Source organism: Serratia sp. CY81684, from assembly GCF_052166595.1.
GTDB classification, from domain to species: Bacteria; Pseudomonadota; Gammaproteobacteria; order Enterobacterales; family Enterobacteriaceae; genus Serratia; species Serratia nematodiphila.
In genome coordinates this window covers 194,017-206,867 of the sequence record NZ_JBJNOO010000005.1, presented here as the reverse complement: position 1 = coordinate 206,867, position 12,851 = coordinate 194,017, and the positions used below count along the sequence as shown (strand labels likewise).

General features: G+C 60.0%; 11 protein-coding genes and 1 other annotated feature. Of the genes, 8 read left to right on the top strand and 3 right to left on the bottom strand.

Going from position 1 to position 12,851, the window contains the following annotated elements; genetic code table 11:
* Positions 1-327: 327 nt before the first annotated feature.
* From ACJ8QF_RS18945 to thrC, 5 genes are all read left to right on the top strand, one after another.
* Positions 328-1,014, top strand: coding sequence for a tRNA/rRNA methyltransferase (locus ACJ8QF_RS18945; RefSeq protein ID WP_004933000.1), 687 nt, complete (start codon positions 328-330; stop codon positions 1,012-1,014).
* 194 nt (positions 1,015-1,208) lie between these two features.
* A complete protein-coding gene (gene thrL / locus ACJ8QF_RS18940) occupies positions 1,209-1,295 on the top strand; it encodes a thr operon leader peptide (protein ID WP_071525951.1) in 87 nt (28 codons plus the stop codon).
* Positions 1,234-1,351 (top strand) — a sequence feature (Thr leader region). Its footprint overlaps the gene before it by 62 nt.
* A 25-nt stretch (positions 1,352-1,376) precedes the next feature.
* Positions 1,377-3,836: a bifunctional aspartate kinase/homoserine dehydrogenase I gene (gene thrA / locus ACJ8QF_RS18935; RefSeq protein WP_004932996.1), complete on the top strand. Its 2,460-nt coding sequence runs from the start codon at positions 1,377-1,379 to the stop codon at positions 3,834-3,836.
* 1 nt (position 3,837) lies between these two features.
* Complete coding sequence (thrB, locus tag ACJ8QF_RS18930) at positions 3,838-4,767, top strand: homoserine kinase (RefSeq protein ID WP_004932993.1); 930 nt, start codon at positions 3,838-3,840, stop codon at positions 4,765-4,767.
* Positions 4,768-4,770: 3 nt separating this feature from the next.
* Positions 4,771-6,060, top strand: a complete 1,290-nt coding sequence (gene thrC, locus ACJ8QF_RS18925; RefSeq protein ID WP_131165203.1) for a threonine synthase — start codon at positions 4,771-4,773, stop codon at positions 6,058-6,060.
* 46 nt (positions 6,061-6,106) lie between these two features.
* Here the strand turns inward: thrC and yaaA are convergent, their stop codons facing one another.
* Both yaaA and ACJ8QF_RS18915 read right to left on the bottom strand, forming a co-directional pair.
* Positions 6,107-6,883 carry a peroxide stress protein YaaA gene (gene yaaA / locus ACJ8QF_RS18920; RefSeq protein ID WP_442537757.1) on the bottom strand — a complete coding sequence of 259 codons (777 nt, stop codon included), beginning with the start codon at positions 6,881-6,883 and terminating at the stop codon, positions 6,107-6,109.
* 105 nt (positions 6,884-6,988) lie between these two features.
* Positions 6,989-8,425: an alanine/glycine:cation symporter family protein gene (locus ACJ8QF_RS18915; RefSeq protein ID WP_082997241.1), complete on the bottom strand. Its 1,437-nt coding sequence runs from the start codon at positions 8,423-8,425 to the stop codon at positions 6,989-6,991.
* A gap of 383 nt (positions 8,426-8,808) precedes the next feature.
* Here ACJ8QF_RS18915 and tal point away from each other — a divergent pair, with 383 nt between their 5' ends.
* From tal to ACJ8QF_RS18900, 3 genes are all read left to right on the top strand, one after another.
* Positions 8,809-9,762 carry a transaldolase gene (gene tal, locus ACJ8QF_RS18910; RefSeq protein ID WP_004932982.1) on the top strand — a complete coding sequence of 318 codons (954 nt, stop codon included), beginning with the start codon at positions 8,809-8,811 and terminating at the stop codon, positions 9,760-9,762.
* 151 nt (positions 9,763-9,913) lie between these two features.
* On the top strand, positions 9,914-10,501 hold the full coding sequence (gene mog, locus ACJ8QF_RS18905) for a molybdopterin adenylyltransferase (protein WP_004932980.1): 588 nt from the start codon (positions 9,914-9,916) through the stop codon (positions 10,499-10,501).
* 124 nt (positions 10,502-10,625) lie between these two features.
* Entirely contained in the window at positions 10,626-11,933 is a 1,308-nt protein-coding gene (locus tag ACJ8QF_RS18900) for an MFS transporter (RefSeq protein WP_044029718.1), read from the top strand.
* Positions 11,934-11,977: 44 nt separating this feature from the next.
* Here ACJ8QF_RS18900 and satP read toward each other — a convergent pair whose 3' ends face one another.
* Positions 11,978-12,577: an acetate uptake transporter gene (satP, locus tag ACJ8QF_RS18895; protein ID WP_015376609.1), complete on the bottom strand. Its 600-nt coding sequence runs from the start codon at positions 12,575-12,577 to the stop codon at positions 11,978-11,980.
* Positions 12,578-12,851 lie beyond the last annotated feature (274 nt).

Here is a 12,851-nt window from a genome sequence, read left to right as displayed (position 1 = left end):
ATTGTAGCACGTTAACAGATTTGTGAAAAACACTTACAGAAATGCCAGTTTAAGTCACAGAACCTCAAATTCTGTGAACGATTCAGCATTATCCGGCCCGATAGGATACAATTATTCGCTTATTGATCATCGCGTTGTTTTAACTTATTGATAAATAAACGCAGTAAAACATAAGCGCGAATAATGACTATTACGACGGGTTTATTAGTTCAACGAGCCGTTTAATCTTGTTTGTTGCTATTAACGCGTTTATTGTTGCGTAATTGTAAATATAAGCGGGCGCTGCGCCATCGTCAAAAACGCAGGCCCGCCTTCGGTGGAAGAGTCATGCAGCTTCATATTGTTTTAGTGGCTCCGGCGCGGCCGGAAAATGTCGGCGCGGCGGCGCGCGCGATGAAAACCATGGGCTTCACGTCGTTGCGCATCGTCGACAGCGAAGCGCACCTGCAGCCGGCGGCGCGCTGGGTGGCGCACGGTGCCGGCGAGATCCTCGACGGCGTGCAAACGTTCGCCACGCTGGAACAGGCGCTGGCGGGCGTGGATTTTACCGTCGCCACCACCGCCCGCAGCCGCGCGCGCTTTCACTACTACTGTACGCCGCCCGAACTGCTGGAACAGCTGAGCGAGCGTAAGCAGTGGGTCGGCCAGGCCGCGCTGGTGTTCGGCCGCGAAGATTCCGGCCTGACCAACGAAGAGCTGGCGCTGGCGGACTTGCTGACCGGCGTGCCGATGCAGGCGGACTATCCGTCGCTTAACCTGGGCCAGGCGGTGATGGTTTACTGCTACCAGCTGGCGAGCCTGATGGGTGTCAGTACACCGCAGGAAACGGCGGCGTCGGAAGGGCAGCTCAAGGCGCTGCGCCGCCGCGCCGATGCCTTGTTGAACGCGTTGGAGGTCGGCGATGACCAAAAATTGCGCGACTGGCTGCACCAGCGCCTCGGCGCGCTGCAACAGCGAGATACGGCGATGCTGCATACGCTGCTGCACGACATCGAAAAAAAACTCGCCAAGTGATAGCGGCTCCATCAGACGGTTACCCAGCGTGATCCACTAGTAAATCGGCTTTAAGTTGTTTTTTTGTTCTGTCATTTTGCTTTTCACCTGTTGCATCGCGCATTACCGCCGCTGAACGGAAAATAAGCAAAAAAAAGAAATAGTTTGACTTGGGATAGCGATTGCTTTAACCAATAGAGGGGACAGAGTATTTCATGAGACAGACAGACAACATGCGCAACATCAGCCTGAAAACCACAATTATTACCACCACCGATACCACAGGTAACGGGGCGGGCTGACGCGCACAGGAAACACAGAAAAAAGCCCGCACCTAATCAGTGCGGGCTTTTTTTTTCGGCTTAAATTCGGAGAGATCACACATGCGAGTGCTGAAATTTGGCGGAACCTCGGTGGCGAATGCAGAACGTTTTCTGCGCGTCGCCGACATCATGGAGAGTAATGCGCGTCAGGGACAGGTAGCCACGGTCTTGTCCGCCCCCGCAAAGATCACCAACCATCTGGTGGCAATGATCGACAAAACGGTGGCGGGCCAGGACATTCTGCCGAATATCAGCGACGCCGAGCGGATCTTTGCCGACCTGCTGAGCGGCCTGGCGCAGGCGCTGCCGGGCTTTGAATACGATCGTTTGAAAGGCGTGGTCGATCAGGAGTTCGCGCAGCTCAAACAGGTGTTGCACGGGGTCTCGCTGTTGGGTCAGTGCCCGGACAGCGTCAACGCGGCGATCATCTGCCGCGGCGAAAAGCTCTCCATCGCCATCATGGAAGGGGTGTTCCGCGCCAAGGGTTATCCGGTCACGGTGATCAACCCGGTGGAGAAACTGCTGGCGCAGGGCCACTACCTGGAGTCTACCGTGGATATCGCCGAGTCCACGCTGCGCATCGCCGCCGCGGCGATCCCGGCCGACCACATCGTGCTGATGGCCGGCTTCACCGCCGGTAACGACAAGGGCGAGCTGGTGGTGCTGGGCCGCAACGGCTCCGACTATTCCGCCGCGGTGCTGGCCGCCTGCCTGCGCGCCGACTGTTGCGAAATCTGGACCGACGTCGACGGCGTGTATACCTGCGATCCGCGCACCGTACCGGACGCCAGGCTGCTGAAATCGATGTCGTACCAGGAGGCGATGGAGCTTTCCTATTTCGGCGCCAAAGTGCTGCACCCTCGCACCATCACGCCGATTGCCCAATTCCAAATCCCTTGCCTGATAAAAAACACCTCCAACCCGCAGGCGCCCGGCACGCTGATCGGCAAAGACAGCACCGATGCCGATATGCCGGTGAAAGGCATCACCAACCTGAATAATATGGCGATGATCAACGTCTCCGGCCCGGGCATGAAAGGCATGGTCGGCATGGCTGCGCGGGTGTTCGCCGTGATGTCGCGCGCCGGCATTTCGGTGGTGTTGATCACCCAATCTTCTTCCGAATACAGCATCAGCTTCTGCGTGCCGCAGGGCGAACTGCAGCGCGCCCGCCGCGCGCTGGAGGAGGAGTTCTATCTGGAATTGAAAGACGGCGTTTTGGATCCGCTGGACGTCATGGAGCGCCTGGCGATCATCTCGGTAGTCGGCGACGGCATGCGCACCCTGCGTGGCATTTCCGCGCGCTTCTTCTCCGCGCTGGCGCGCGCCAACATCAATATCGTCGCCATCGCCCAGGGCTCTTCCGAGCGTTCAATCTCGGTGGTGGTCAGCAATGATTCCGCCACCACCGGCGTGCGCGTCAGCCACCAGATGCTGTTCAACACCGATCAGGTGATCGAAGTGTTCGTCATCGGCGTCGGCGGCGTCGGCGGGGCGCTGATCGAGCAGATCTACCGCCAGCAGCCGTGGCTGAAGCAAAAACATATCGATCTGCGGGTGTGCGGCATCGCCAACTCGCGCGTGATGCTGACCAACGTGCACGGCATCGCGCTCGACAGCTGGCGGGACGAGCTGGCCGGCGCGCAGGAGCCGTTCAATCTCGGCCGCCTGATCCGGCTGGTGAAGGAGTATCACCTGCTGAACCCGGTGATCGTCGACTGTACCTCCAGCCAGGCGGTGGCCGATCAGTATGTGGACTTCCTGGCGGACGGCTTCCATGTGGTAACGCCGAACAAAAAGGCCAACACCTCGTCGATGAACTATTATCAGCAACTGCGCGCCGCCGCCGCCGGTTCGCACCGCAAGTTCCTCTACGACACCAACGTTGGCGCCGGTCTGCCGGTGATCGAGAACCTGCAAAACCTGCTGAACGCCGGCGATGAGCTGGTGCGTTTCTCCGGCATCCTGTCCGGTTCGCTGTCCTTTATCTTTGGCAAGCTGGACGAAGGGCTGTCGCTGTCGGCGGCGACTCTGCAGGCCAGAGCCAATGGCTACACCGAGCCGGATCCGCGCGACGATCTGTCCGGTATGGACGTGGCGCGCAAGCTGCTGATCCTGGCGCGCGAAGCCGGTTACAAGCTGGAGCTGAGCGATATCGAGGTCGAGCCGGTGCTGCCGCCGTCCTTCGACGCGTCGGGCGACGTGGAGCATTTCCTGGCGCGGCTGCCGGAACTGGATAAAGAGTTCGCGCGCAACGTGGCCAATGCCGCCGAGCAAGGCAAGGTGCTGCGCTATGTCGGCCTGATCGACGAAGGGCGCTGTAAGGTGCGCATCGAGGCGGTGGACGGCAACGATCCGTTGTATAAAGTGAAGAACGGCGAGAACGCGCTGGCCTTCTACAGCCGTTATTATCAGCCGCTGCCGCTGGTGCTGCGCGGCTACGGCGCCGGTAACGATGTGACCGCAGCGGGCGTGTTCGCCGATCTGCTGCGCACACTGTCATGGAAGTTGGGAGTTTAATATGGTTAAGGTGTATGCACCGGCCTCGATCGGTAACGTCAGCGTCGGTTTTGATGTGCTGGGCGCGGCGGTTTCGCCGATCGACGGCACGCTGCTGGGCGACTGCGTCAGCGTGGAAGCCGCCGAGACGTTCAGTCTGCAAAACGCCGGGCGCTTCGTCAGCAAGCTGCCGGCCGAGCCGAAAGAGAACATCGTTTATCAATGCTGGGAGCGTTTCTGCCAGGAGATCGGCCGCGAAGTGCCGGTGGCGATGCGGCTGGAAAAGAACATGCCGATCGGATCGGGGCTGGGCTCCAGCGCCTGTTCGGTGGTGGCCGGGCTGATGGCGATGAACGAATTTTGCGATCGCCCGCTGGATAAGACGACGCTGCTCGGTCTGATGGGCGAGCTGGAAGGCCGCATTTCCGGCAGCGTGCATTACGACAACGTGGCGCCTTGCTATCTGGGCGGCCTGCAGCTGATGCTGGAAGAAGAAGGCATTATCAGCCAGGAAGTGCCGTGCTTTGACGATTGGCTGTGGGTGATGGCCTATCCGGGCATCAAGGTCTCCACCGCCGAAGCGCGCGCCATTTTACCCGCGCAATACCGTCGTCAGGATTGCATCAGCCATGGCCGCTACCTGGCCGGCTTTATTCACGCCTGCCACACCCGGCAGCCGCAGCTGGCCGCCAAATTAATGCAGGACGTGATCGCCGAACCATACCGCACCCGGCTGCTGCCGGGCTTCGCCGAAGCGCGCAAGGCGGCGCAAGAGATCGGCGCGCTGGCCTGCGGCATCTCCGGCTCCGGCCCGACGCTGTTCGCCGTCTGCAACGACGGCGCCACCGCGCAACGTATGGCCGCCTGGCTGCAACAACACTATCTGCAAAACGACGAAGGTTTTGTTCATATTTGCCGTCTGGATACCGCAGGCGCTCGACTACTGGGATAACGCATGAAACTGTACAACCTTAAGGATCACAACGAGCAGGTCAGCTTCGCGCAGGCGATCAAACAAGGCCTGGGCAAGCAGCAGGGGCTGTTCTTCCCGCTGGAGCTGCCGGCGTTCGAACTGACCGAGATCGACCAGCTGCTGGAGCAGGACTTTGTCACCCGCAGCAGCCGCATTCTGTCGGCCTTTATCGGCGAAGAAGTGCCGGAGGCGGCGCTGAAGAAACGCGTGCAGGCCGCCTTTGAGTTTCCGGCGCCGGTAGCGAAAGTGACGGAAGACGTCTCCTGCCTGGAGCTGTTCCACGGCCCGACGCTGGCGTTCAAAGACTTCGGCGGCCGCTTTATGGCGCAGATGCTGGCGGAAGTGGCCGGCGATCAGCCGGTGACCATTTTGACCGCCACCTCCGGCGACACCGGCGCCGCCGTGGCGCACGCCTTCTATGGCCTGAAGAACGTTAGGGTGGTGATCCTTTACCCGCAGGGCAAAATCAGCCCGCTGCAGGAAAAGCTGTTCTGCACCCTGGGCGGCAATATTCACACCGTGGCGATCGACGGCGACTTCGACGCCTGTCAGGCGCTGGTGAAACAGGCGTTCGACGATCAGGAATTGAAAGACGCGCTGCACCTGAACTCGGCCAACTCGATCAACATCAGTCGCTTGCTGGCGCAGATCTGCTACTACTTCGAAGCGGTGGCGCAGCTGCCGCAGGAAGCGCGCAATCAGCTGGTGATTTCGGTGCCGAGCGGCAACTTCGGCGATCTGACCGCCGGGCTGCTGGCCAAATCGCTGGGCCTGCCGGTGAAGCGCTTCATCGCTGCCACCAACGCCAACGACACCGTGCCGCGCTTCCTGACCAGCGGCCAGTGGCAGCCGCACGCTACGGTCGCGACGCTGTCCAACGCCATGGACGTGAGCCAGCCGAACAACTGGCCGCGCGTGGAGGAGCTGTTCCGTCGTAAGGTCTGGCAACTGAAAGAGCTGGGGCACGCGGCGGTCAGCGATGAGACCACCAAAGACACCATGCGTGAACTGGCCGAGCTGGGTTATATCTCCGAACCGCATGCGGCCATCGCCTACCGCGCGCTGCGCGATCAGCTGCAGGAAGGGGAGTTCGGTCTGTTCCTCGGCACCGCGCATCCGGCCAAGTTTAAAGAGAGCGTGGAAGCGATCCTCGGCCAGGAACTGCCGTTGCCGAAAGCGCTGGCGTTGCGGGCCGATCTGCCGCTGCTGTCGCACACGCTGCCGGCCGGCTTTGCCGAGCTGCGCAAGTTCCTGATGGGGCTGCCGGCCTGAAGTTCGGCAGGCTAGAATGCGAAAAGCCGTCTTGCGACGGCTTTTTTTATGCCTGCTCCGGGCGTTTGAACACCAGCTCGTTGCCCTGCGAGGCGGCTTCGTCGAAGGCGTAGCCTTCCAGGTTGAAGTCCGCCAGCTGCTCGCTGCGCGTCAGGCGGTTTTTGATGATAAAGCGGCTCATCAACCCGCGCGCTTTCTTGGCGTAGAAGCTGATGACCTTGAACTTGCCGTTCTTCTCGTCGAGGAACACCGGTTTGATCAGCGAACCGTGCAGCTTGGCCGGCTTCACCGCTTTGAAATACTCGTCGGAGGCCAGGTTGACCACCACGTCGTCGCCCTGTTGCTCCAGCGCTTCGTTGAGCTTTTGGGTGATCTGATCGCCCCAGAAGCTGTACAGATCTTTGCCCTTCGGGTTTTCCAGCTTGATGCCCATCTCCAGCCGGTACGGCATCATCAGATCGAGCGGGCGCAGCACGCCATACAGGCCGGACAGCATGCGCAGATGCTGCTGGGCGAAGTCGAAATCGGCTTCGTTGAAATCCTGCGCCTGCAGGCCGGTGTAAACGTCGCCCTTGAACGCCAGCAACGCCTGGCGGGCATTGTCCGTGGTAAATTTCGGCTGCCATTCGCTAAAGCGCGCGGCGTTGAGTCCGGCCAGCTTGTCGCTGATGCTCATCAGGCTGGCGATTTGCGCCGGCGTCAGCGCGCGGCAAATTTTGATAAGCCGCTGAGACTTGTCCAGCAGTTCGGGCTGCGTGAAGCGTTCTGTCGCCAGCGGGCTGTCGTAATCGAGCGTTTTTGCAGGGGAAATAATAACGAGCATGGCCAGATCCTGTTTATCCAAGTGCGCATACTGTAGCAAAAAGCGCGGAAAAAAGGGGCAATCGGTCCAATAGGCGGGGCGTGCATCGCACACGCCCCGGAATACTCAGCGCGGCGGCTGCTTGTCGTCCCACACGCCCGGCTCCAGCTGCGATTTCAGCTCCGGATAACGGTTGGCGTCGAAGGTCGGCAGCTTGCCCAGGCGGCGCTGGCGATGGTAGTCGTCGGCCAGCTTCAGCGCGACCCGCGACAGCAGCAGGATCGCCGTCAGGTTGGTGATCGCCATCAGCGCCATGGAGGTATCCGCCATTTTCCACACCAGCGGCAGCTCCGCCAGCGCGCCGAACATCACCATGCCTAGCGCCACGCAGCGGAAAATCAGCAGGCCGCCCGGATGATTGTGTTCGAGGAACACCAGGTTGCTCTCGGCATAGGCGTAGTTGGCGATGATCGAGGTAAAGGCGAAGAAGAAGATGGCGATAGCGACGAACGGCGTACCCCAACTGCCGACGGCGGTCGACAGCGCGCGCTGTGTCAGATCGATGCCGCTGATGCTGTCGGTCGGCTGATCGAGAATGCCGGAGGAGAGGATGATCGCCGCGGTGGCGCTGCAGATGACGATGGTATCGATAAACACCCCGAGCATTTGCACGTAGCCCTGCGAAGCGGGATGCGGCGGATAAGGCGAGGCGGACGCCGCCGCGTTGGGCGCCGATCCCATGCCGGCTTCGTTGGAGAACAGGCCGCGCTGTACGCCCTGGGTCATCGCCTGGGAGATGCCGTAACCGACGGCGCCGGCCGCGGCTTCCTGCAGGCCGAAGGCGCTTTTGAAGATCAGCGCCAGGATCGCCGGCATGTGTTCGATGTTATGGCCAATCACCCAGAGAGCCAGCAACAGGTAGGCACCGGCCATCAGCGGCACCACCAGTTCGGCCACTTTGGCGATGGAACGGATGCCGCCGAAGATCACCACGCCGCTCAGCAGCACCAGACCGATGCCGACGTGCAGCGGCTGTAAGTGGAAGGCGACGGCGGAAGCTTGCGCGATGGAGTTGGCCTGCACGGCGTTGAACACCAGACCGAATGCGATGATCAGGAAGATCGAAAACAACACGCCCATCCAGCGCATGCCAAGGCCTTTTTCCATGTAATAGGCCGGGCCGCCACGGTAGTTGCCGTTATCGTCTTTGGTTTTATAGAGCTGAGCCAGCGAGCTTTCCACAAATGAGGTGGCCATGCCGATAAACGCCACCACCCACATCCAGAAGATGGCGCCGGGGCCGCCGGCGGTCAGGGCGATGGCGACGCCGGTCAGGTTGCCGGTGCCGACGCGCGCTGCCAGCGTGGTGCACAGCGCCTGGAAAGAGGAGATGCCGGCGCTGTCGCTTTTATTGCTGTTTTTCAACACCGAGAACATGTGGCTGAAGTGGCGGAGCTGGATAAAGCGGGTGCGCAGCGTGAAGTAAATGCCGGTGCCGAGCAGCAGATAAATCAGCACCGACCCCCACAAAATGTTGTTTATAAAATTCATCAGGTCCGTCAATGGATCCCTCCTCTTATCGAAATTTAATGCGCACCTTGCAGCATCCACCGCAGGTGAAAAACATTGGCCTATTTTTTACAAGAGCTTAGCTGGAATCTGTCCGGCGTCAGTCGATTAAGATTTTTCGCAGATTAGCGGACGAATTGCATCAATTTTTTCGAATTTAACATAATTTATTCGGACAATAGCACGTTATTGCCTTTCCATCCGCTCGGTAATGGCGAAAGATATCGGCGTAAACGGTTGCTCGCCCAAGGATAAAACAGATGCTTGTGCGCCGCGGTTTTCCAGCCTTGCACCGGGCTTGGCGCATGTTATTATCAGGGTAGGGCATGGTTGAACAATGCCAAAAGTTCATGCACAAACGATGAGATAATGCCAACATGACCGACAAATTAACTTCCCTGCGCCAGCTGACCACGGTGGTTGCAGATACGGGTGATATCGCGGCAATGAAGCTGTATCAACCGCAGGACGCCACAACCAACCCTTCGCTGATCCTCAATGCAGCCCAAATTCCTGAATACCGCAAACTGATTGACGAAGCCATCGCCTGGGCGCGCGGCCAGAGCAGCGATCGCGAGCAGCAAATCGCCGATGCCGCCGACAAGCTGGCGGTCAACATCGGTCTGGAGATCCTCAAACTGGTTCCGGGTCGCATCTCCACCGAAGTGGATGCACGCCTGTCTTACGACACCGTTGCCAGCGTGGCCAAGGCCAAGCGCCTGATCAAGCTGTACAACGAAGCCGGCATCAGCAACGATCGCATTCTGATCAAACTGGCCTCGACCTGGCAGGGCATCCGCGCGGCGGAGCAGCTGGAGAAAGAAGGCATCAACTGTAACCTGACGCTGCTGTTCTCCTTCGCTCAGGCTCGCGCCTGTGCCGAAGCCGGCGTTTACCTGATCTCGCCGTTCGTCGGCCGTATCCTCGACTGGTACAAAGCTAACGGCGACAAGAAAGAGTTCGCCCCGCACGAAGATCCGGGCGTGATCTCCGTGACCGAAATTTACCAGTATTACAAACAGCACGGCTACAACACCGTGGTGATGGGCGCCAGCTTCCGCAACGTCGGCGAAATCATCGAACTGGCCGGCTGCGACCGCCTGACCATCGCGCCTGCGCTGCTGAAAGAGCTGGCGGAGAGCGAAGGCGCGCTGGAGCGCAAACTGTCTTATACCGGTGAAGTGAAGGCGCGTCCTGCCGCACTGACCGAACCTGAGTTCTACTGGCAGCACAACCAGGATCCGATGGCGGTTGAGAAACTGACCGACGGCATCCGCAAGTTCGCCGTAGACCAGGGCAAACTGGAAAAAATGATCGCCGACCTGCTGTAATTCCCGCAGATCGCGCAGTAAAAAGGTGGCTCAGGCCACCTTTTTTTATGCCCGACGCCCCCGCCGGCGGGGGAAGCCCTTATACTCTCGGCAATGACAACAGAACGGGGGACGAGCCCGTTCGGACCCCATCAGGCTGTAGAGGTTACGCATGGATATTTTACGTATTGGTTTGGTTTCCGTTTCCGACCGCGCTTCCGGCGGTGTTTACCAGGATAAAGGCATTCCGGCGCTGGAGGAGTGGCTGAGCGGCGCGCTGGCGACGCCCTTCAAGCTGGAAACCCGGCTGATCCCCGATGAGCAGACGCAAATTGAACAGACGCTGTGCGAGCTGGTGGACGAAATGGGCTGCCATCTGGTGCTGACCACCGGCGGCACCGGGCCGGCGCGCCGCGACGTCACCCCCGACGCCACGCTGGCGATCGCCGATCGCGTGATGCCCGGCTTCGGCGAGCAAATGCGTCAGATCAGCCTACACTATGTGCCAACGGCAATTCTTTCTCGCCAGGTGGGGGCGATCCGCAAACAGGCGCTGATCATCAACCTGCCCGGCCAACCGAAGTCGATCAAGGAAACGCTGGAAGGGGTAAAGGATGAGCAGGGCAATGCGGTGGTACACGGCATCTTCGCCAGCGTGCCTTACTGTATTCAGCTGCTCGACGGGCCTTACGTCGAAACGCATGCCGCAGTGGTAGCAGCATTTCGGCCAAAGAGCGCGCGTCGCGAGATAAACCTCTAAATTTCAGCGTTCTGCGAGATCGGCTTCAACCCGTCTGGTGTGAAAATAATTTGCCGCTATAGTAAGGATTCTTTTACAGAAAGCCTGCGGCTTTTATTTTTACAGCCTTTACCGACGGTGCCCTATGCCTCACGACACTAATCGCCGGCTGAACCGGCAAGACTACAAAACGCTGACGTTGGCCGCGTTGGGCGGCGCGCTGGAGTTTTACGACTTCATCATCTTCGTGTTCTTCGCCGCCGTGGTCGGCGATCTGTTCTTCCCGGCGGACATGCCGGAATGGCTACGTCTGGTGCAAACCTTCGGCATCTTCGCCGCCGGCTATCTGGCCCGCCCGCTGGGCGGCATCGTGATGGCGCACTTCGGCGATCTGGTCGGCCGCAAGAAGATGTTTACCCTGAGCATTCTGCTGATGGCGTTGCCGACGCTGGCGATGGGCCTGCTGCCGACCTACGCCAGCATCGGCATCGCCGCGCCGCTGCTGCTGCTGCTGATGCGCGTGCTGCAGGGGGCGGCGATCGGCGGTGAGGTGCCGGGCGCCTGGGTCTTCGTCGCCGAACACGTGCCGCGCCGGCGCATCGGCTTCGCCTGCGGCACGTTAACCGCCGGGCTGACGGTCGGCATCCTGCTGGGCTCGGTGGTGGCGACGGTGATCAACACCACGCTCAGCCCGCAGAGCATCGCCGGCGGCGGCTGGCGCATTCCTTTCCTGCTGGGCGGCATGTTCGGCCTGGTGGCGATGTACCTGCGCCGTTGGCTGCAGGAAACGCCGATCTTTATCGAGATGCAGGCGCGTAAAGCGCTGGCCGAGGAGCTGCCGCTGAAATCGGTGGTGCTCAACCACAAACGGGAAGTGGCGGTGTCGATGCTGCTGACCTGGCTGCTCTCCGCCGGCATCGTGGTGGTGATCCTGATGACCCCTACCTATCTGCAAAAGCAGTTCGGCATCGCGCCGGCCTTGACGCTGCAGGCCAACAGCATCGCCACCATCATGTTGATCGCCGGCTGCATCGTCGCCGGTTTGTCGGCCGATCGCTTCGGTGCCAGCAAAACGCTGGTGGTCGGCAGTGTACTGCTGGCCGGCTGCAGCTGGCTGTTCTATCAGACGGTGGGCGTGCGCCCGGAAATGCTGTTCGCCTGTTATGCTCTGGTGGGGTTCAGCGTAGGCGTGGTGGGGGCCGTACCGTACGTGATGGTGCGGGCATTCCCGGCGGAAGTGCGGTTTACCGGTATCTCGTTCTCATATAACGTCTCGTACGCTATTTTTGGCGGTTTAACCCCTATTTTTGTGACGTTGATCATGAAATTAACCCCGTTAGCGCCCGCTTACTATGTGTTGGCGCTGTCGCTCATCGGGCTGCTGCTCGGCTTCTACCTGCATCGTGACCTGAACAGCGAAGCCGGGGAGCGGCGAGCCGACTCCTACAGCTAAAAAAAAGCCCTGCAGTGCAGGGCTTTTTCATCAGGGGCGGGCGATTACGCCGTGACCGGCGATGCCGCGACGCGCGCCGGAGCCGGTTCGCCAATCGGCAGCACGGTGCGGCCGTATTGCTCGTTGAGTACTTCGGCCATCGCCAGGTAAATGGCGCTGGCGCCGCAGATAATCCCTTCATAGCCGGCGAAGGTCAGCAGCGTGTGGTTGCCAGTGATGTTGCCGACGGCCAGCAGGGCGAACAGCAGCGTCAGGCTGGCGAACACGAACTGCAGCACGCGGTTGGCGCCCAGGGTGCCGAAGAACATGAACAGGGTGAAGACGCCCCACAGCGCCAGGTAGATGCCCAGCACGTGGGCCTCGGTGGCCTCTGCCAGGCCCAGACGCGGCAGCAGCAGCAGGCCGACCAGGCTCAGCCAGAAGCTGCCGTAGGCGGTGAAGGCGGTCATGCCGAAGGTGTTGCCCTTCTTGTACTCCAGCAGTCCGGCCAGGATCTGGGCCAGGCCACCGAAGAAAATCCCCATGCTGATGATGGCGGAGTTCAGTGGGAAAAAGCCCGCGTTGTGCAGGTTCAGCAAGACGGTGGTCATCCCGAAGCCCATCAGGCCGAGAGGGCCGGGATTCGCCAACTTGTTGGTGTGCATAAGTCCTCTGCGATAACAGAAAATTAACGGAAACAGCGAATTAAAATCATAAATGGTCTGAATGGCCAAAAAATCGAAGTTTTCCACCAGAGCGCGCGCATCATAATGATCCCCGCAGCCGGAAACAATGATCTGAATGACGATAAAAAAAGAAATTTTTTTCGCCTTGCCCCTTGATGCCGGGTTGGATGGCCCCATCTTATTTGCAACCGCAGCTGCTAACCGCGGGTCGCACTGAGATATCGGGCAGTTGAAAAGCAAAAAATCGCCCGCA